The sequence below is a fragment of the Tessaracoccus antarcticus genome (assembly GCF_003688855.1).
Lineage (GTDB): Bacteria > Actinomycetota > Actinomycetes > Propionibacteriales > Propionibacteriaceae > Arachnia > Arachnia antarctica.
Window position 1 is genome coordinate 473,958 of sequence record NZ_REFW01000001.1, and the last position, 19,472, is coordinate 493,429.

Sequence of the window (19,472 nt, forward strand, 5' to 3'; positions counted from 1 at the left end):
GTAGAAGTGTCACCAGAACGTGCAGCAACCCCTCATGTGGTGGTTCATCGACGAGTCAGGGCGATGACGGTGTCGGTCACCACAGCTGATTGCCCGTCTGGGCCGTTCGCGGATCGGTCGCAGTTCTCCAGCCGGGTGATGTCCCATTGCTCTAGATCCAGGCCGATCGCTTCCAGGGTGTCGCGCGGGGAGGGGAACACGGTTTCCGGGTCTGCCCAGGACCAGGGCGCGACCGAAGCATGGTCAACGATCAGAAGCATGCCGCCGGGCCGTATCGCCGTCGCGGCCTGAGCCAGCACAGAGGGTCGATCAAACTCCACCGGAGAGAGCAGATACTGGGCCGTCACGAGATCGAACGAACCAGCAGGAAAGGTGCGGGCCAGGTCGTGATGTTCGGTCCTGACCCGCTCACCGACACCGACAGCGCCTGCTCGAAGCGCGACCCTGTCCAGAGCGGTCGAGGACACGTCGACTGTGGTCACGTTCCAACCATTCTGTGCGAGCCAGACAGCGTCACCGCCCCCGCCGCAACCCAGATCCAAGGCGTCTCCAGCGCTCAACCCCTCAACGGTCTCGACCAAGACAGCGTTGGGACCAGCTGTGGCTGGTGCACTGGCGGCGTAGTGCGGCTCCCAGAACTGTTCGCTCGGTCCCCACCCGGCCCGGTCATCGTCTGCTGTCACATCGGATCCGCCATTCCGGGAATCCACCCACGAGGCCTCCCGGTGATCCCAATAGCGCGCGGTGTTGTTGAATCGGCCGCTGGCAACGTTCATCCAGGAGCGCACCCGATCGCCAAAGTCATGGCTCTGATTGATGCCGGCTCGAGCGCGAAGTTCAGTGACCGCAAGGCGATTGTCCTCAGCAATCAGGTCCATGTGGATCGCCGCGCCTGAGGTGGCACCTGCGGCGGCGGAATTGATCACCTGGGCCATTGGAGCGCTCACGTTGCCAGCAGCCCACACCCCCGGTGCGCTGGTGAGCCCCAGATCATCGACTGCCAGGTACCGGCCGATGACGGTGCCGCCCATCTCCAGATCCGTCATCTCCAGACCCAGGTCGGCCACTAGATCTGTTCGCGCGCTGAGGAACGTGGAGATGGCGACGGCTTCGCGGTCCACGATCTGTCCATCGGCCATCCGCACCCCAGACAACTCGTCGTCGGTGGTCTCAATACGAGTCACTGGACCCACGACGTGGCGCACGCCAAGAGCGGCCAACAGTTCACGCTGATCGTCGGTTGGGTCCGGAGCGGTGTGTTGGAAGAAGACGACATCGGATGACAGTGCCCGGAACAATTGCACAGCGTGCAAGGCCATCGGGCCGCTACCAATGACACCAATCGCCCTATCCCGGACCTCCCAGCCATGGCAGAACGGACAATGCAACACGTCCCTGCCCCACCGCTCACCCAGCCCATCGATATCTGGCAACTCGTCCACCAGCCCAGTCGCGAGCAACAGCCGCCGCGCCCAAACAGTCCTCACGCCGCCGTCCTGCAGCTCGATCGTGATCGTGAAGCGCGAAGCACCATCGATCGGCGCGTCGATGATCGTGGCTGAGCTCGCAGTACCAGGAAGGACTTGCACGCCGTAGTGATTGGCCTCCGCTCGACCGATCTCGCCCAATCTGGATGGCGAGGCACCCTCGGAGTACAGGTAGTTGTGCACGCCGTCGGCGGCAGAGTTGCGGGGCGCGCCAGAGTCGATCACCAGGACCGAACGCCGGGAGCGGGCCGCGATCTTGGCGCCACTGAGGCCTGCAGCGCTACCACCGACGACCACCATGTCGAAACAATCCCCACCAGCTGATGAAGTAACCACGCGTCAAACCTCCAAGTCATGTCCCGCGGAATGTCCCCACGCAACTACTCCAAACGATGAACGAAGAATGCGGTCCTCACAAGATTTCTTGCGTATCTGGCAAACTAGGGCAATGCGCGACTCCGAAGCACCAGCCGCCGTCGACGAAACCCTCGATGCAGTAGGGGGCCACCTGCGGAACCTGCGACACGCTCGCGCGATGACTCTGGAGGACCTGGCCCGCTCCACAGGAATTTCCCAAAGCACGTTGTCTCGCGTCGAGTCCGGGACTCGACGGCCTAGCCTTCAGATCTTGCTGCAACTCGCGCAGATCTACCAGCTGACTCTGGACGAAGTGGTCGGCGCCCCAACCACAGGCGATCCACGCATCCACACGCGCCCGAGCGTGCGCTATGGGATGACCTGGCTACCGCTGACTCGTCGACCAGGAGGAATCCAGGCCTACAAGCTCATCTTGCCGGTGCAACCTGACGTCACTCGCCCCGAACAGCGCAGCCACGAGGGATACGAATGGATGTACGTACTGTCAGGTCGGCTACGCCTCCTGCTCGGCGATCACGACCTCACACTGACTCCCGGGGAAGTTGCCGAATTCGACACACGTACCCCTCATGCCTTCACCAACTCCAGCAACGTACCCACCGAGCTACTGATGCTCATCGGCCCTCAAGGCGAACGGGCCCACATCAAAGCCCATCCCCGCCAAGAAGCGCGAAGCTCCAAGTCTTAAGACGTACCCCAGACCCGTCTCGTAACTCTACGAAATCGAGGCGTCTCACCCTGCCCATATCGACGGATCGGCGAGGCTGTGTTGCATCCCATGGGTTCCGAGACGGCGAGGTTACGAGACACCGCGCCACGGCGAAGTCTTCGGCTATCAGGGTCGGCGTCTACGCTGAAGGGATGCACGAGACGCCAACGGACAGCACGGGCATAGACGAGATCCTCAGCGATGGAAGAGTACGGCTCCGCCCGCTTCGGGCAGGCGACCTGATGACCCATGCCAACGGCTGCGACGACGAAGTTAACGCTTGGAGCAATGGCGGACGAGTCAGCTCTTTGGACCAGCACCTCGCCTGGTTGGAGAGGAATGCGCGCGCTTGGCACGACAACGAGCCGGTTGTGGACCTCGCGATTGAGCGTTGCGACACTGGTGAGCACGTCGGGGTCGTCGGTATCCAACGCGAGTTGCCTTACTTGGCTCCTGGCGAGGTGAACCTTACATATGCGCTCTACGGCGGGCAACGTGGCAAGGGGTTCGTCACAGCAGCCGTGACACTAGCCATGCGCATCGCCAATGAGCAGGGATCTGTGACCGCTTTTCTCATCCGGTGTTCGCAAGAGAACCGCAAATCGGCCGCCGTGGCGGAGCGCCTCGGCTTCTCGTACGTGGGTTGCGTCGTGGAGGATTCAGAACCGCTCGAGCGCTATGTCCTCAGCCGTTCATCGCAGGCCGCGCTGGCCTAAAACGCTTATGGTGCGGTGACTCCTTGAACTCGCCTGTGTTTCCTGACGTCGGCTTGACGATTCCCGGTGTCTCTTAACCCTACGGTTATGAGGCACCTCACAGCCACACTGCATTCCACATCGCCGTTCCCACGTGTTCCCGCGTGGGATCTGGGCGCCCCATACTCCCGGTGGTCTCGCAACTATGTCTCACAACCATTCGGCCACATCAAGGTACTCAACGTTGGTTACGAGACACATGGAAAGCGCTCCGTTGGCCTCTGGGGAAGCGGTGACGATCGCGTCCTGGTACTGGCCACGCTCGAGTCGTCCTGAGCCAGTTGAGCAAGGCCGGCGACTATGCAGTGTTGGTGATGCTGCTCCAACCCTGCACCACCACCAAGGACGAGGAGCTCCTTGGCAGGCGCTGGACCAACGATCCCTTTGCGTGCTGCGCCTACTTTGAACAACCTGCGCCGAAACGTTCCGTTTGTTCAAAGTGCTGAGCGTGGAAGTTTTCAATCTGCGCCGCGTCTCGACAATTGAGCCAACTGCCACTCGTGACACCAAGGCGCGCAAACGTGGAACTTATGTCACCGTTGACTGTATAGTCAGTGGATGCTGACTATTGCGTCCCGCCTTGATGTGATGAACCGCTTGGGGCGGGCGATGGCGGATCCGACGCGTTCCCGTATTCTCCTGCAGCTTCTGGAGGGGCCTTGCTATCCGGCACGCTTGTCCGAGGCGCTGTCACTGACGCGGACCAACGTGTCGAATCATCTGGCCTGTCTCCGGGGCTGCGGGATCGTTGTTGCGACCCCCGAGGGCAGACAGACACGCTATGAGATTGCGGACCCGCACCTGACGCGGGCGATCGCACTACTGGTGGAGACCGTGCTCGCCTACGACGACGGGGCACCGTGTGCCGATGAGAACTGCGATGTCCCGTTGTGTTGTGAGCCCAGAATCAGTCTGGGCGAAGCCCAATGAGCAAGGAGTGCTGCGGATCCGACGAGCCGCGCCGGATCCCAACGGTGCGGCGAACCGAGCCGGCTCACCCTTCCACGCCGGTCAACGTGGGTCGAGACCCAAGTGGCAGCCAGGGAAGTTCCGCGACTGCCCCGGCGCTCTCCATGGGTGACGCGTGCTGCGGCCCGGATCCCTCATCCACGCTCGCGAACGGGCACGACGGCTTCCACGCTCGGGCACCGTGGTGGCGGGACGTGTCCCTGTTTCCGTCGGTGATCTCTGGCGCGTTTCTTGTAGCGGGGTACTGCGTGGCGTGGCTGGGAGTCCCTTTCCTGGGGGTGGCCCTCCAATGGCTCGCTCTGTTGGCGGGGGCGTACACCTTCGTGCCCGGCGCACTCCGGCGTCTGGCACGAGGCCGCATCGGCGTCGGGCTTTTGATGACGATGGCGGCGATCGGAGCAGTGCTGCTGGGCCACGTCGCAGAAGCCGCCGCACTGGCGTTCCTGTTCTCCCTCGCGGAGGCCCTGGAGGACCGAGCGATGGACCGCGCGAAAGAGGGACTACGGGCCCTGCTCGCACTCATCCCCGACTCGGTGCGCATCTCCCGCGCGAGCGGCGACACGGAGATCCCCGCCGCCGACGTACGCGTGCTGGACGTGCTGGTTGTTGGAGCCGGAGTGAGGGTCGCGACGGACGGGGTGGTTATCGCGGGTCGATCGAGTCTGGACACGTCCGCTGTCACGGGCGAGTCAATCCCAGTCGAGGTCGGACCAGGGGACCACGTCATCGCCGGATCGGTGAACGGATCCGCAACCTTGCGGATCGAAGCCACCGCAGACGGGCGGGACAACTCACTGACCCAAATTGTCACCTTGGTCGAGCAGGCTCACACCCGCAAAGGCGAACGTGCCCGCCTTGCCGACCGCATCGCGCGACCGCTCGTTCCCCTCGTCCTGATCACTGCTGCGCTCATTGTGATGTTTGGGTTCATCGTCGGTGATCCTGGGTTGTGGATCGAACGGGCACTGGTGGTGCTGGTGGCCGCATCACCGTGCGCACTGGCAATCGCCGTACCGGTGACGGTGATCAGCGCGATCGGCGCGGCCTCACGATTTGGTGTCGTCATCAAATCCGGAGAGGCATTCGAGCAGTTCGGCACCATCCGCACGGTCGCACTGGACAAAACCGGCACGCTCACTCAAAACAAGCCCACCGTCGTTGACGTCCACCCCGCACCAGGTGTCACCCGTGACGAACTACTCGAGTGGGCTGCGGCCGTGGAGGCCACCAGCAGCCATCCGCTCGCGGCGGCGATCACCCTGGCAGCCCCGGGAACAACCCCCGCAGTCCACGTGGTGGAAGACGCCGGCCACGGCATCACCGGCCAGGTGGGCGGGCGAACCGTGAGGGTCGGCAATGTCCGCTGGCTGGATACCGGCAACCTCGCAGGCTACGCCGAAACAATGGCCGCCCAGGGCGTGACAGTGGTGGTCGTGGAGACGGACGGGCAAGTCGTTGGACTGATCGGTGTACGGGATGAGCTCCGGCCGGAAGCAGCAGAGATGGTTTCGATGCTCCATTCCCAGGGAATCGAGACGATCATGCTCACCGGTGACAACGCGATCACCGCCCGCGCGATCGGCCGGGAGGCCGGAATCACCGACGTCCGCGCGGAGCAACTTCCCAAGGACAAAGCCGATGCGATCTCAACGCTCGTCGCATCCCGTGCCACCGCGATGGTCGGCGACGGGATCAACGATGCTCCCGCGTTGGCCACCGCCACCGTCGGGATAGCAATGGGCATGCAGGGATCAGCGGCCGCCGTCGAATCTGCAGACATTGCCTTTACGGGCCACGACCTGCGGCTCATCCCCCAAGCGCTGGCCCATGCCCGACGGGGGAAGCGCATCATGACTGCGAACATCGTGCTCGCACTGGCGATCATCATCGTGCTGTTCCCGCTCGCCCTGTTCGGGGTGCTTGGGCTCGCTGGTGTCGTACTGGTACACGAGGCCGCCGAAGTCATCATCATTCTCAACGGACTCCGAGCGGCTCGTCAGCCGGCCGCCCTTCGACACCTCGCCACCGCCCCGCAACCAGAGCCCGCTCTCACATAAAGGAGCGTCAAAAGTGCTGACTGAGACGGGCATGTCCCACTCGGAGCTGTCTCGAGTCAGTGGGGTGCGACAACCAAACATCAGCCAGTTCTTGTCGGGCCGGATCCAGATGAGCGACGAGATGTTGGATTGTCTCCTCTCGTGCTTGGGATACAGACTGGAGGTGGTGGCTGACATGCTCGCCGAATGCCAGGTCCGGCACCCCACCGTGCCGATCATCTTCGCCGAGACCCGGGCACTGGCCGAGGAGTGGGCCTACCGATTCTTCGGCGCCGCCGTCCGAGACCGACAACAGGCCAACGAGAGCGCCACCCGCTGGTAACTAGCTGGACGAGCACTTCCATGGATGTCTTGTGTCAGTTCAGGCAGCGTACTCAGCCATGCGTGGGGCGGGCCGGAACGCTTCTGTTCGGCGCCGAGACCCGAGTATCGAACTGCGTGCTGGCCAACGCGCGTTCAGACATCGTGATGATGTCCAACACTTCACGCGCAACGTAGGCCGTTGCTCCTCTCTCGATCGACCTGGTGGTGAGGATCCCCGCTTGACGAAGCTCGTCCAGCGCTGCACTCGCCGAAGGAAACGACACCTGAAGAATCTTGGCGAGCGTTGTCGCAGTCAAGACGGGGGCCTCGGGCAGCTGACCCAAAAGACGTGACACCGTTGAGTCGGCACGCGGTGTCGGCCGTACACCCGAGGCGCTGCGATGAGCGGTGAGTCGATCCGTCCACTCCGCCCGCAGGGTGTGGATCGCATCCATCAGTGCCTCCGACTGGGTCGCCGCAATCTCCGCCGCTTCGATGAATGTCGCCGTCCAGGCGTTCATGGACCTGCTGGCACCGGCGCTACCCGCGGCAGAGGCGTGACGATACTCAGTGAGCCCTTCGACGTAGCGGTCTCGCAAGGTGGCAAGCACGAGACTGACGGGGAGGACAGCTCGTTCAGTGAGGCCTCGCCGTGCGAGCACTGTGTGGATGAGCGCACGTCCGACGCGCCCGTTCCCGTCAGTGAACGGGTGGATCGTCTCGAACTGCGCGTGGACGACGGCAGCCTGGATCAGCGGCGCATGCGCGGAGCCGTTCATGTAGTCCACCAGGTCCGCCATGTAGCCAGGAACGCGTTCGGGAGCGGGTGGCACGAAGGTGGCGCCGATCGGTGTCCAGCGCGATGCGCCGATCCAGTTCTGGACTGCGCGAAGGCCATGATGGTGCGGCTCATCGGGGATGAGTGAGCGGTGGAGGTCGACGATGTTCTCTACTGTCAGGGTTTCCGCCTCAACCAACTCAGTGGTGGCGCTGCGGACGACCGTCATGTTGTTGGCGACGAGTTTCGCCTGCTCACTGATCCCGCGAATCGTCTCGGTTAGACCAAGCTCAGCCAACGCCACCTGCTGCGCGGAGGGTGAGATGCCCTCGATCCGAGAGCTCGCGATGGCTTCGGAGCGCAGGAGAAAGCGGGCGATGCCGGCGAGCCCTTCAGCACCTGGTCCGTTGAGTAACCGGATGCTGCGTTCGATTGGTGTCACCTGCCGCGACACTCCCCCATCAACGGCTAGGGCCATGCCGTCGATCAGATCGGGGACGTATCGTTGGTAAATGCCTGAGCGCTGCTCGTGGCGGGGCACGCCCGAGTCGACACTGGACTCCCAAAACGCATCCTCCCACGTGGCCATCAACCGGTTCCTTTCATCAATACCGATTGTATCAAAGGTTAGATACTCAAACTTTGATCGATTGGCATTCGGTACAAGGAAAACGGACAGCCCACCGACAACGGTTGGCGACCGTTTGGCCGACCGGCGCCATAGCACCCAAGGTGCCAGTGACACACCCGCTACGTGTCACATGGCGGGAGGGGAGTAGGGCTACTCCAGACGCCAACCCGGTGGTGCGAACTGCAGGCGGACATTGACGCTGCGCTGGCCGGGGTTGACCTCGGCTACCGCGAGCCTTTGCACCACACCTCGTTCTACGACGAAGCCGATGACGGCGTCCGGGCCGTCGAGAATGTCATCGAGGAGTTGGAACGGCATCTGAACACCGGCGTCCGCGAGGTCGTGCGCAAGGCCCTCGATCGAGCATCTACTCACTCGACTGGGTGATATTGCCAGGACACCGATTCCTCCCTCAAGGAGGGCTTGTTTCGACCACGCCCTGAAGCACAGCTATCTGTACAGAAGGAGGTTCCATGAAGACCATGAGCTACACCGAGTCCCGCGCCCGTTACGCTGAGGTGCTCAATTCTGTGATCGACGACCGCGAAGAGATCGTGATTACCCGTGCTGGTCACGAACCCGTGGTGATCGTTTCCCTGGCTGATTTCGAGTCCCTCCGCGAAACTGCGTACCTCATGCGGTCTCCGGCAAACGCCCGCCGTCACCTCGACGCCATGGAAAGACTCCAGTCCGGCGACGGACACGTCCGAGACCTGCTCGACCCAACTGACTGACCGGACGTGAAAACTGGTCTGGGACTCCAACGCGTGGGAGGACTACCTGTGGTGGCAGACCCAGGACCGGAAGGTCCTCACGCGCATCAACGATCTCATTCAGGACGTCGTCCACCACAGCAACGACGGCATCGGCAAGCCGGAGGCTCTCAAACATGACTTCCGCAGGTACTGGTCACGCAGGACCGATGGGCATCGGCTCGTGTACAAGGTGATCGTTGATGAAGTTCGCATCGCCGCCTGCCGCTACCACTACGGACGGTGACATCCAGCCTTTGCGTCAGGCTGCGCTCTGGCGTGTGGGCTTTGATTGGGCTCACCACCGCAGAAATGGGACTCCGAGCCTTGTCAGAACCCACTTGAGCAAGGGTTCGAGTCCCCTATGCTCCACAACCCGAAACCCGAGTTTTACAAGGCAAAATAGCCTTAAAACACCTAGTCAGAAACGTTTAACCTTGCTGCAGACTGCACCACACCCCGCCAACGGATGCCAGACATTGGGCTCAGATGGGGCTCAACTTCTGCGGTCCGGGCGAGGCAGGCAGATCCGACTCCCCAGCGGAGTCCGCATCAACACCGGCGGCTACCAGGTTCGCCACCTCGGACCCGGCGGGAACGCCACCCGAAGACCTTCACGCACCTCAAGGACGCCACGTACTGGCACGCCGTGGAACGTCGGATGATCGACCAAGGCGAGTGGACTCCCCCGGCCGTCCTTCGGCACACCCAGAGCGCCGCCGCCCTCACCGTCTCCGAGTGGGCGGAGCAGCGGATCCTTGCATGGTCGACGCGTTCACGCTCCCCCATCGTTGGCAGCGCCTCATTGGCGGGCGCTTTCCAGCAGACGTTCTGGTGGGCGACAGTGTTTGCCGGCGTCGGCGTGCTGATGTCACTTGCACTACCGGGCAAACTTCCGGAGACGACGGCCCCTCCTACGCAAGAACCCGCATTCGCCCTCACGTCCGAGGAGGCATCCACTCCTCCAGCCATCTGTCGGACTCCGGGATCTGTTGGGGTTCGAGCCACTCGATGTCGTCGAGGTTCAACCCATGCCGGTCTCCGAAGGCCGGCAGCACCTCGGTACGGAAGCGTTCGGGCTGGTCCTGCACGATGATCACCGCCGGTCTGCGGTTCCATCGTGTACGGGCCACCATCCAGCCGCCAGAATACGAGGAGGTGTCCAGGCTGTGGCCTGGATTGTTGTCCTGACCTGAGCCCGGGACCTCCAATGTCACGAGGGGGGTCGTCTGCCCATCTCCGACCAATCTCAGGTCCTTGTCGTCGTTTCTGACCTGGTCATGCCGTCGGGCCACTTCATGTGCAGGTAGGCCCGCGGTGAGGGGGTAGACGACCCGCTCCTCACTGGCGGACCAGGACTTGCGGATGAACGGGAGCGGGTCCTGCGTGACCAGGAGAAAGCCGTCCTGGACAGACGTGGCCGCGTCCAGACGGAGGCCACCACCCCGGTGCCCGAAAAGCAGCAGGTGTGCGCCAGCGACGGCGGCCATCTCTCGAAGCGCACGGCGCCCACGCAGGAGCCCCCAGCCGAGGAGACCCAGGCCGAGGGTGATGAGCCAGATCAAAGGCCACACGTCACCGTCGGAGAGGGCAAAGAGCGCGAACCAGAGCGCGATGGCGGCGAGAATCCAGGCCATGACGGCAAGGGCCATCAACACCCCACCCAGGCCGACGAAAGGGTCAGCCACCGGGACCCCGCGGGAGGCCTGGCCGGGTCTCCTCGCAGACCATCGGATGGCGTACCTCACCTCCGCGAGGACGATGACCCAACGCCAAGCGCTCAGTACCCACACGAGCAGGATGCCGACGCAGAGGGGCACACCGATCAGCACCACCCCGAGCATTTCCATGCCGGGATTCAGACGCCCTGCAAGCGCCTCAAAGGGATCCTCTGACGGTGAGCCCACGCTGAGGACGAATCCTGCGATGAATACACCGAGGAAGCCAACGATTCCCACGCCGACGCCGACATTGCGCACCCGGGCCAGCCAGAGACCCCACCGCTCGGCGGGCAAGCCGCGTGGGTGGTCACGAAGTCGATCGGCGAGCAGATCGACGCCATCCTGGACAGTCGCCCGAGTGACGACGGGATGGTTTCCCAGGAGGACGCGGACCGTCTCGGCCGGATCATGCCCCCCGAGAAGCTCATCGAGAGCCTTCCTTCCCAGCCACCACCGGACGCGTCGAGCAGTTCGCTGCCGCCCCGCAACCGCCGTCGGTGGGGTCGGCATGACATCACTTCCACTTCGCACGCGTCGACCTTAACCCCGCCCAGCACGTCAGGAGACCTCCCGACGTTCCGCTGGCCAACATTCGTGAGGACAATCTGATCGTCCATGGATCAATTGGAACGCCCAGTGGAGGTCGAGTCCGATGATCGCGCGTCGAGGAACCGCCTCCCCTCGGCCAGGTCCATGCGGGATGGGGTGTTGGTGCCGCTCGATGTCCCAGCTGGAGGACCCGGACTGTGGGCCATGCAGCGCTGACGTGAGGTACGGCCGGGATTCACAAGTCAGCGATGATGATTTTCTTCATGTCGAGCATCCGCTGATAGGCGCCGGAGTGCTCCATCAACTCACCCATGTTCTCCGGCACGATCTGCCAACTCACTCCAAACCGGTCCACCAACCAGCCGCACTGCTCGGCGTCAGGCACTGCACTCAAAGCCGCCCAGAGCGTGTCGATCTCGTCCTGGTCAACACAGTCGAACTCCAGTGAGACCCCAGGGGTGAACGTGAAGTCATGGGCCGCACCGCCGTCCATCGCCGAGAACTGTTGCTCGGCGAGGGTGAACTCGGCAAAAAGGACGCCCTCGTCGTCGCCCGGCCGGGGCACGAGCATCCCGGGGGCCGAACCGGGGAACAGGCCGGTGTACAAGTCAATCGCCTGCCGTGCCTGGGCGGCCGCCCCGGTGAACAACAACTGGGGAATGAGGATCGGACGCCGCCCACCAGCAGGGTCGGCCAGCATCAACTGCCAGTTCACCCCAAACCGGTCCTCGACCCAGCCGTACAGCTTGCTGTGCGGGTACTCACCCAGGGGCAGGCGGACCTCGCCACCGTCCGAGAAAGCCGCCCACATGCTGGTGATCCGGGCGCGCGCCTCCTCCTCCCCGCCGCTGAACATCATTGGATCCATGTTCACCATGAACGACAACGCCGGCGTGGGCCGGAACTCGCCGCCCGCATTGATCAAACGGATCCGGTAGCCGCCCACCGTCACATCCACGACAAGGGGCTGTCCCGCGAGCTCACGTTGGAAGTCCGGCACATCTTCCGTTGGATAGGAGGCAACGACCTCGGCGGAAGTGTCAGGAAGCACGGCCGCGTAGAAGCGGCCGATGTCGTCCGCGTTGCCGTGGCACCACACGTTGGGCACGATTCGCTGCATGATTCCTCCCGACGAGATCTAGCCGGCATGACAGGACCCAGCGGATGCCGGTACCGATTGTGAGGTCAAAAACTCCCGGTGTGGAAATCATCGTCCATCGACGCCATGACCGCAACGATTGCGGACACGCTTCCGAAGCCGCGGCACCCCATCAGACTCGACCACGAGAGGTTGCTGGCCGTTTTCACCCCATGTGGCACCGACCAGCCAGACACCCGAGGGACGCCCAAGATCACGCCACCCAGCGGATGGGTATGGCAACGGGTGCCACGTCTTGTCGGTATCGGCGAACCGTTCCCCGGATGTCCGGGCATGTGGTCGCTGTGGACTTGGTTAAAGGGGAACTCGCTCGACCAGTTGTGGGTGGCTGATCATCCGACGCTGTCGAGCGGCGCAGCATGCTTTCACCGCACACGTCGTGAACCCACCGAGAGGTCTACGGTGGAAGTACACACGTCGCTACCGACGGGCCCCGGCAGTGAGCTCCGAAGTGCTGGCAAAAGTTCTATGAGCTGAGCGAAGCGAGTGGGAGGTTGCCGTGCAGCAGCGCCTGGGCTTGTCGGTGTTGTGTATCGCCCTTATTTCCTGTGCCAGTGGATGCTCCGCGAGCGCCCCACCCGCGCCGTCGTCGACGGCCACCACGTCGTCAATCTCAGCAAATCCGCCGACCACGTCGATTGATGATCGAGCATCGTGGACATGTCCTGACCCGGTTGACGACGTTCTACCGACATGGGCCCGTGCGGGCTGGACCCCACCGACGCAGTCGGTGTCGCATCTGGTGGGCACGGGTCGGGCGATCGTTGCGGTGCCGTTTGGATGGCCCTTACGTGACCCGGTCAACCAACCCAGCGACCATGCCAACAAAATTCTGTGGATCGCCAGGACTCACGCGGCACCACTGTCGATCATCGCGACGGAGCAGGCGACCGGAGAGACCGTCACGAAGGAGCTTCCAGAGGGTCCAGGACCCTCCATCGTGGACATGCCCAGAGCAGGGTGCTGGCGGTTTGCCCTCCATTGGGGTGATCAGCGCGACGAGATATTCATCCGCTACTACGGCAAGTCCACATCGCCGTAATGGGCCACATTCGGCGCCGAAGATTCAGACGCAGCAAGCCGGGCCATGAGCGTTCTCGCTGAATCAATTCCACAGACCCTGGCCAGCTCGATCAATGCCCCTGCCTCTGCTGATTCGGTATGCCTGGCGCAGCAGGTGTTGCTGCTCAAGGGTAGTGGTCGCACGGCGAGCCGCCTCCTCGTACTCGGTGGCGGCCGCATCCAGGTCCCCCACCCCTTCGTGCAGGTAGGCGAGAGCGGCGTAGTAGCGGGGTACGCGCGAGTCCACGGTAGCGAGGGCGACGAGCCCAGCACGTGGCCCGTCAGCCTCCCCGATCGCGAGCGCCCGTCCGAGTCGAACGATGGGCGAGTCCCCGATGGCAAGGAGCTCGTCGTACCATTCCACGATCTGTTGCCAATCGGTCTCTGCGACGGTCGGGGCATCGGCGTGCAATGCCGCGATCGCAGCCTGCGCCTGGTACTGCCCGAGGCGGTCGCGTGCGAGCGCACCCTGCAGAATGTCGACTCCTTCAGTGATCGCATCTCTGTCCCACAACGAGCGGTCCTGCTGGGCGAGCGGCACAAGCAATCCGTCGATCACGCGGGCGGGGCCCCGTGCGTGGTGCAGGATCATGAGGGCCAGGAGCCCGTGGACCTCGGGTTCGTCGGTGAGTTCAGCCAGCTGCTGCGTCAAGCGGATTGCTTCGGCGACGAGGTCAATCTGCCCCGAGTAGCCCTCGTTGAACAGCAGATACAGCACGCGCAGCACGCGGGACAGGTCGCCTGGTTCATCAAGCGGAATGCCAACGAGCCGCTGCTTCGAACGACTGATGCGTTGCGCCATCGTCGCCTCCGGGACAAGAAATGCCTCCGCGATCTGCCGCGTCGTCAAGCCGGCCACGGCGCGCAGAGTGAGAGTGATCGCCGATGTCGATGTGAGGAGCGGGTGTGCGCACAAGAAATAGAGAGCGAGCGTGTCGTCGCGGCGCGGCACTGGACCGGGTTCGGGCACTCTCGCGAGTTGCTTCTCTCGGGCGGTGCGCGCCGCATCGCTGCGTACCTGATCGAGGAATGCGCGCCACGCGACGGTGACGAGCCACGCGCGAATGTCGAGCACTGTCTCGCGGCGCGATGGATCAAGCGCGCGCAGGACGGCACACTGGACGGCATCTTCTGCCGACGCGAAATCCGCGCCGCGCCGGACGAGGATGCCGACGACCTCAGGGATGACGGCGCGCAGTGCCGTCGCGTCCAGGAGGGTCATCCCAGATCGACCGGCGGGGCACTCATCACCTCACGCAACTCCAGCCACTCACCGAGCGGCGAACCGCTGGCCCATGGCGCAGCGGACAGCTCGGACGCGAGATCGAGAGCTCGTTCGTATGAGTGGACCTCAACGAGCATCCACCCCGCGATGAGGTCCTTCGTCTCAGCGAAGGGACCATCCACGACGGGTGGGCGCCCCTCGCCGTCGAAGCGAACCCAGGAGCCCTCCATGGAGAGGCCCTCCGAGGAGACCAACTCCCCTGACGCGATGAGCCGTGCCGCCATATCCTGCATGTAGAGCACATGCGCCGACCACTCCTCAGGCGTGAGTTGATGCATTGGAACCGAATTCACAGCGGGACGTCCGCCCCGGTAGTACTTGAGCATCAGATACTTGGCCATGTCAGCCTCCTGTTCGCTGCGGCCCATTCTGACCGCCTCATGGAGGAGACGGAACCGATTCGTCGATCTCGACATCAACCAACGAATTTCCTGCCACAACAGCACTTTCGTAGAACTTTTGGGGGTGGGTTTGTCTGCGATTGTCAGGGACTGGTTGCAACGTGGTGATGGACATGAGGGCGACCGACGCCGAAGTGCATGGTGATCGCAGTCTGCGCCGATAACGCGCTGTGCTTCCACCTCCAGTGACGAAACGCGTCCAGTGGTTCAGCGACGGCGGATCATACGATCAGGCGGTGGGCCTGAGTGTCGGGCGGGGAGCAAACCGACCCCGTGCGTACAGGAGAATGACGACCTGCATCACCAGACCCGCCGTGACGGCCATTGCGTCGGCTGCCCGCGGCACCCCCATGACGCCCACCAGCAGGCCAACTGTGCCGAGGGCGGCCACAAGGCTGCCCAGCAGGTAGAACATGCGTTCACCGAAGGCCCAGGCGAACGGGATGAAATGCAGCCCGACGACGGCGGCGATCAATGCCGGGCGCAGATCCGCATGCCCTGTCGCGGTCAGCCCCTGCGATCCAAGACTGATGAGGACGAGCTCACCCACGACGCACGCACCGTAGGTGAGCAGTGCCATGAGACCGGGACGTGCCAGCGGGCCCAGCGCCACAGGCCGAACGTAATGGAAAAACAGTGCTGCGCCAACCAATCCCAGCCCAGCGATCAAGGCGGCGACTGAGACGACCGGCCCGAGCGAGGGAGAGTAGCCGGCGATGAACCACATCCCGCCGGCCAGGCCAATCAGGCTGCCCCACCGTCGCGGATCCACCCACGGCGGCGGCTCACCGACGGCCGGGCCGAAGCCGCCTCCCGAGGGTCGGTGGTTGGATTGCTTACGCGGCATCGAGTGCATGGTTGCCAACCTACATCAATTCGATATAGTTGACTATACCCAATTACGGAGGTGTGGCAGTGGCCACTTCGGACAACATGACCCGGGAGACCAGGAGGGCGTACCGGTCGCCGGTCCGTGAGCAGCTCGCGGCTGATACGCGACATCGCATCGCCGCTGCGGCCAAGGACCTGTTCGCGGAGCGCGGCTTCTCGGGCACGACCGTGGCCGACATCGCCGCCCGCGCCGAGGTGGCCGCGCCAACGGTGTACGCGACCTTCGGCTCGAAAGGAGCCATCGTGGGGGCCCTGCTCGCCCAGATGGAACACGACGCGAACAACGTCGAATGGGTGGAGCGCATCGCGCAGGAGACCGATCCCCGCGCCAAGCTGGAAGCGTTCGCGACGTGGACAACAACACTGTTCTCCACCAGCAAAATGCTCATCCAGGCAGCCAATGTCGCATCCGCAGATCCCGCGATGAATGCGTTACGAGAGGAAGGGAATCGGCATCGTCGCGAGGCACTGGGGCGGCTCATCGGTTCGCTTGTTCAAGCCAACGCTCTCTCGTCCGGGCTCAGCGAAGACCACGCAGTGGACCGGGCGTGGATGCTCACCGGAGTCGAACTCTACGTGTCGGCAATCGACGGCTGCGGCTGGACCGACGAGCAGTACCAGCAGTGGCTCGCAGCGCTGCTCCAGCAGCAACTTCTCTGACGGGTGGGGGGCCTCCGCGGTCATAGTGCTGATCGCGCAACGCAGGGGCCCGGGCCGGGAGTAGGTCGCCGATTCGCTGCCCGGTCGTTGTTCCGGCGACGCTCGTCGTTGGCGTCAGGTGTGTCGCCGCCGCATCCCGCTCAGTGAGCGGGGACGCGGACCGTCAGCGCTCCTGGTTCCATCCAGGCGTTGAAGGCCGTAGCTTCGCCGAATCCATCCCCGTCCAGTTCAATTTTCTCTGGACGTGACAGGTGGGCGGCCAGGCGTGTGCCAGTTTCGTAGCGCAGACTGCGGTCGCTCGAGAGCTTGCCGATGGACGCATCGGCGGCGCTTCCACGCAGGATCCGATTGATCCACGCGACTTTGAACCACACGCTGATCCACCCCATCAGCCCGCTCGGCCGCATCAGCATCAGGTCGAAGAGCCCGTCGTCCACTTTCGCGTCCGGGAGCAGCAGGATGTTGCCGGGAAGCGACCCGCAGTTTCCAAGGATGAGGGTGTGCACCGTGGCACGCTTCTCGGTCCCGCCATCGAGTTGGAGCCGCACGTGGAGTTTGTTCGGATCACGCAGTGAAAGGACGATCGCCTTCACGTAGGCAATCCAGCCGGCTTTGGCTTTCAGGTCATCGTCAGTGTTCTCGATCATTTTCGCATCCAGACCCATACCGGCCATCACCACGAAGACGTGGGTGCTTGTGGTGCCGTCGGGGCGTTCGATGTCGATGACGCCGAGGTCGATCTCGCGGTCAACTCCCGAGAAAGCCACTTCCACTGAGTGGGTGATGTCATTGAGCGTCAGCTTGAGATTGCGGGCGAGCAGGTTTCCAGTCCCCGACGGTAGCAACGCCATGCGGGTGCCAGTTCCCCGGACGGCTTCGGCGACCGCGCGGACCGTGCCGTCACCGCCAGCGGTGATGATGAGATCAGCGCCATTGTCGATAGCGCTCCGCGCCGCTTCCTGCCCGGGATCCTCAGGCGACGTTGCGAACCACAAGGTCTCTGCCCACCCAGCGGCGCCCGCCTGGGTTGTCACCACCTCACGCAGTTCCTCCAGATCCACCTTGATGGGGTTGTACACCACGGCAGCCACTCCCGGCCGCGACGTCGGAGCAGGATTGGCGGGGGTTTCCATACCGTCAGTCACGATAACGAGGTACCTCTCGGTCAGGCTTGATCACACAGGAAGGGACAGAGGGAGGGGCAAGGGCCCCTCCGCAGCCAACAACGTATCGCGAGCAGCGACTGGCAGGAAGTGCTCTCCCACTTCTGTCCACGTGGCCCACTGCGGACCCTCACCGGCATGGCCACCCCGACCGGTAGCTTGAGGGCAACCTGCCCGACGTCGTCATCAACACTGAGGACCAGCGTGTCACCGTGGGGCTGACCAACAGCAAGCATGCCTGGAGGGTTCGAGATGAGCACATCAGCTTTTCGCGATGCGGGGAAGAAGAAGCGAAAGAGGTCCTGGTGGGCCATTGTGTTGCTTGCCATCGATTACGCAGTCAAAATTGTTGCGGTGGGAACGGTTCCTGAAAATCGTAAAACGGGGTCCTCGTTCGCCTGGCTGATGCTCATCCTGTTTGTACCCGTGCTGGGACTACCGCTCTTCCTCATACTGGGTAGCCCGTATGTGCAGGGGCGTCGACATCGATTGCAGGGTGAGGTCAACGAACACATTGCCCGTACATGGCCGACGCACGGCGCCAAGGAGAAATATCTGGCTGATTATCCGGGCGCGGAATCGATCGTCGAGGGCAACCGGCGCCTGGTGTCATTTCCTCTGGCGTCGGGGCGCAACGAAGGGCTCCACGGCAATGCTGAGGACACGGTCCGCGCCATGGCGGCAGCTGTGGACAACGCGACGTCGGAAGTCCACGTCGAGATCTACATCATGGCCTGGGACCAGACGACAGATGTCTTCTTCACCGCTCTCGCCAACGCCGTCAGGAGGGACGTGAAAGTACGTCTTCTGTTCGACCACATCGGTACTCGCGGATACCCTGGCTACAAGCAATTCCTGGCCAGGATGACCGATGCGGGTATTGAGTGGCACCGCATGATGCCCATCGATCTCCTCCACGGACGCTGGCGCCGCCCGGACCTGCGCAATCACCGAAAGCTGCTCATCGTCGACGGTGTCGTCGGGTTCATGGGATCCCAGAACATGATCGACTCAAGCTACCTGAAGCCCAAGAACGTGGAAATCGGCAGACGTTGGAAGGATCTCAACATCGAGGTCACGGGTCCCATCGTCGATTCCCTGGCGGCCGTTTTCGCCGTCGACTGGTACACCGAGACCGGAGAAACACTTGACTTCGTCTCCCACGCGTCGGCAGAAGACTCGTTGTCAGACGCAGATGGTCGCAAAGGAGCTTTCCAGCTCGTGCCATCGGGTCCCGGATTCCCCACAGAGCCGAATCTGCGGATGTTCGTCTCCCTGATGCATCGGGCCCAGGAATCGTTGATCATCACCAGTCCCTACTTCATCCCGGAGGACTCGCTCCTGAGTGCCATCACGACTGCTGCGTACAGGGGCGTGAACGTTGAGCTGTTCGTCTCGGAACAGGCTGACCAGTTCATGGTGCAACATGCCCAGCGCTCCTACTACAAGATGCTGCTCGAGGCCGGTGTGAAGATCTACCTGTACCCGAAGCCGACCGTCCTGCACGCCAAGCACTTCACGGTTGACGGTGAAATCTCGGTGATCGGATCGAGCAACATGGACATGCGCTCCTTCGCGCTCGACTACGAAATCATGCTTCTCGGTTTTGGGAAATCACTCGCAGGCGAACTGGCAGTCGTTCAGGATGGCTATCGGGACGCGTCACACCTTCTCACTGCCGATGAGTGGGACAGGGAGCCGTGGTACCGCAAATATGTGGACAACGTCATGCGACTCACGTCTGACATTCAATGACGCAAAC

18 protein-coding genes are annotated in these 19,472 nt (G+C 63.1%); 9 read left to right on the forward strand and 9 right to left on the reverse strand.

The features are described 5' to 3' along the window. Window positions 1-44: 44 nt before the first annotated feature. Window positions 45-1,787 carry an SAM-dependent methyltransferase gene (locus tag EAX62_RS17030; protein WP_121900000.1) on the reverse strand — a complete coding sequence of 581 codons (1,743 nt, stop codon included), beginning with the start codon at window positions 1,785-1,787 and terminating at the stop codon, window positions 45-47. A gap of 148 nt (window positions 1,788-1,935) precedes the next feature. Here EAX62_RS17030 and EAX62_RS02040 point away from each other — a divergent pair, with 148 nt between their 5' ends. The 5 genes from EAX62_RS02040 (at window position 1,936) to EAX62_RS16825 (ending at window position 6,677) form a co-directional block, all read left to right on the forward strand. Then, window positions 1,936-2,553 carry a helix-turn-helix domain-containing protein gene (locus EAX62_RS02040; RefSeq protein WP_121900951.1) on the forward strand — a complete coding sequence of 206 codons (618 nt, stop codon included), beginning with the start codon at window positions 1,936-1,938 and terminating at the stop codon, window positions 2,551-2,553. Window positions 2,554-2,726: 173 nt separating this feature from the next. Continuing rightward, window positions 2,727-3,290 (forward strand): GNAT family N-acetyltransferase, encoded by a 564-nt coding sequence (locus EAX62_RS02045; RefSeq protein ID WP_121900001.1) that lies wholly within the window; start codon window positions 2,727-2,729, stop codon window positions 3,288-3,290. Window positions 3,291-3,887: 597 nt separating this feature from the next. Next, a complete protein-coding gene (gene cmtR / locus EAX62_RS02050; protein ID WP_121900002.1) occupies window positions 3,888-4,259 on the forward strand; it encodes a Cd(II)/Pb(II)-sensing metalloregulatory transcriptional regulator CmtR in 372 nt (123 codons plus the stop codon). Between the two features lie 143 nt (window positions 4,260-4,402). Continuing rightward, window positions 4,403-6,355, forward strand: coding sequence for a heavy metal translocating P-type ATPase (locus EAX62_RS02055; RefSeq protein ID WP_199711064.1), 1,953 nt, complete (start codon window positions 4,403-4,405; stop codon window positions 6,353-6,355). A gap of 166 nt (window positions 6,356-6,521) precedes the next feature. After that, window positions 6,522-6,677 (forward strand): hypothetical protein, encoded by a 156-nt coding sequence (locus tag EAX62_RS16825; RefSeq protein ID WP_199711065.1) that lies wholly within the window; start codon window positions 6,522-6,524, stop codon window positions 6,675-6,677. A 52-nt stretch (window positions 6,678-6,729) separates the two neighbouring features. On the opposite strand, the gene EAX62_RS02065 is transcribed toward EAX62_RS16825, so the two are convergent. Further along, a complete protein-coding gene (locus EAX62_RS02065) occupies window positions 6,730-8,181 on the reverse strand; it encodes a Fic family protein (RefSeq protein WP_199711066.1) in 1,452 nt (483 codons plus the stop codon). Between the two features lie 36 nt (window positions 8,182-8,217). Further along, complete coding sequence (locus EAX62_RS02070) at window positions 8,218-8,442, reverse strand: hypothetical protein (protein WP_121900005.1); 225 nt, start codon at window positions 8,440-8,442, stop codon at window positions 8,218-8,220. Window positions 8,443-8,540: 98 nt separating this feature from the next. On the opposite strand from EAX62_RS02070, the gene EAX62_RS02075 reads away from it, so the two are divergent. After that, window positions 8,541-8,801 (forward strand): type II toxin-antitoxin system Phd/YefM family antitoxin, encoded by a 261-nt coding sequence (locus EAX62_RS02075; protein WP_121900006.1) that lies wholly within the window; start codon window positions 8,541-8,543, stop codon window positions 8,799-8,801. Window positions 8,802-8,814: 13 nt separating this feature from the next. Continuing rightward, window positions 8,815-9,066, forward strand: coding sequence for a Txe/YoeB family addiction module toxin (locus EAX62_RS02080; RefSeq protein ID WP_121900952.1), 252 nt, complete (start codon window positions 8,815-8,817; stop codon window positions 9,064-9,066). Window positions 9,067-9,757: 691 nt separating this feature from the next. Here the strand turns inward: EAX62_RS02080 and EAX62_RS02085 are convergent. The 5 genes from EAX62_RS02085 to EAX62_RS02110 form a co-directional block, all read right to left on the reverse strand. Then, entirely contained in the window at window positions 9,758-11,050 is a 1,293-nt protein-coding gene (locus EAX62_RS02085; RefSeq protein ID WP_121900007.1) for a hypothetical protein, read from the reverse strand. 274 nt (window positions 11,051-11,324) lie between these two features. Next, on the reverse strand, window positions 11,325-12,209 hold the full coding sequence (locus EAX62_RS02090; protein ID WP_121900008.1) for a VOC family protein: 885 nt from the start codon (window positions 12,207-12,209) through the stop codon (window positions 11,325-11,327). Window positions 12,210-13,353: 1,144 nt separating this feature from the next. Further along, entirely contained in the window at window positions 13,354-14,532 is a 1,179-nt protein-coding gene (locus tag EAX62_RS02100; RefSeq protein WP_199711067.1) for an RNA polymerase sigma factor, read from the reverse strand. Further along, window positions 14,529-14,936, reverse strand: coding sequence for a YciI family protein (locus tag EAX62_RS02105; protein WP_121900954.1), 408 nt, complete (start codon window positions 14,934-14,936; stop codon window positions 14,529-14,531). Before EAX62_RS02105 ends, EAX62_RS02100 begins: the two co-directional genes overlap by 4 nt. Before the next feature lie 289 nt (window positions 14,937-15,225). Then, complete coding sequence (locus EAX62_RS02110) at window positions 15,226-15,843, reverse strand: hypothetical protein (RefSeq protein ID WP_147453979.1); 618 nt, start codon at window positions 15,841-15,843, stop codon at window positions 15,226-15,228. 68 nt (window positions 15,844-15,911) lie between these two features. Between EAX62_RS02110 and EAX62_RS02115 the strand changes: the two genes are divergently transcribed. Further along, window positions 15,912-16,547, forward strand: a complete 636-nt coding sequence (locus tag EAX62_RS02115; RefSeq protein WP_121900011.1) for a TetR/AcrR family transcriptional regulator — start codon at window positions 15,912-15,914, stop codon at window positions 16,545-16,547. Window positions 16,548-16,687: 140 nt separating this feature from the next. Here EAX62_RS02115 and EAX62_RS02120 read toward each other — a convergent pair whose 3' ends face one another. Further along, window positions 16,688-17,542, reverse strand: coding sequence for a diacylglycerol/lipid kinase family protein (locus EAX62_RS02120; protein ID WP_233557767.1), 855 nt, complete (start codon window positions 17,540-17,542; stop codon window positions 16,688-16,690). A gap of 420 nt (window positions 17,543-17,962) precedes the next feature. On the opposite strand from EAX62_RS02120, the gene cls reads away from it, so the two are divergent. Continuing rightward, window positions 17,963-19,465 carry a cardiolipin synthase gene (gene cls / locus EAX62_RS02125; RefSeq protein ID WP_121900013.1) on the forward strand — a complete coding sequence of 501 codons (1,503 nt, stop codon included), beginning with the start codon at window positions 17,963-17,965 and terminating at the stop codon, window positions 19,463-19,465. Window positions 19,466-19,472 lie beyond the last annotated feature (7 nt).

Excerpts from the sequence above, each read along its gene's own strand:
- EAX62_RS02055 (WP_199711064.1), top strand. The coding sequence starts at position 4,403 with ATGGGTGACGCGTGCTGCGGCCCGGATCCCTCATCCACGCTCGCGAAC.
- EAX62_RS02085 (WP_121900007.1), bottom strand. The coding sequence starts at position 11,050 with ATGCCGACCCCACCGACGGCGGTTGCGGGGCGGCAGCGAACTGCTCGA.
- EAX62_RS02040 (WP_121900951.1), top strand. The coding sequence starts at position 1,936 with ATGCGCGACTCCGAAGCACCAGCCGCCGTCGACGAAACCCTCGATGCA.
- cmtR (WP_121900002.1), top strand. The coding sequence starts at position 3,888 with ATGCTGACTATTGCGTCCCGCCTTGATGTGATGAACCGCTTGGGGCGG.
- EAX62_RS02075 (WP_121900006.1), top strand. The coding sequence starts at position 8,541 with ATGAAGACCATGAGCTACACCGAGTCCCGCGCCCGTTACGCTGAGGTG.
- EAX62_RS02110 (WP_147453979.1), bottom strand. The coding sequence starts at position 15,843 with ATGCCGCGTAAGCAATCCAACCACCGACCCTCGGGAGGCGGCTTCGGC.
- EAX62_RS02105 (WP_121900954.1), bottom strand. The coding sequence starts at position 14,936 with ATGGCCAAGTATCTGATGCTCAAGTACTACCGGGGCGGACGTCCCGCT.
- cls (WP_121900013.1), top strand. The coding sequence starts at position 17,963 with ATGAGCACATCAGCTTTTCGCGATGCGGGGAAGAAGAAGCGAAAGAGG.
- EAX62_RS02100 (WP_199711067.1), bottom strand. The coding sequence starts at position 14,532 with ATGACCCTCCTGGACGCGACGGCACTGCGCGCCGTCATCCCTGAGGTC.
- EAX62_RS02045 (WP_121900001.1), top strand. The coding sequence starts at position 2,727 with ATGCACGAGACGCCAACGGACAGCACGGGCATAGACGAGATCCTCAGC.
- EAX62_RS17030 (WP_121900000.1), bottom strand. The coding sequence starts at position 1,787 with ATGGTGGTCGTCGGTGGTAGCGCTGCAGGCCTCAGTGGCGCCAAGATC.
- EAX62_RS02090 (WP_121900008.1), bottom strand. The coding sequence starts at position 12,209 with ATGCAGCGAATCGTGCCCAACGTGTGGTGCCACGGCAACGCGGACGAC.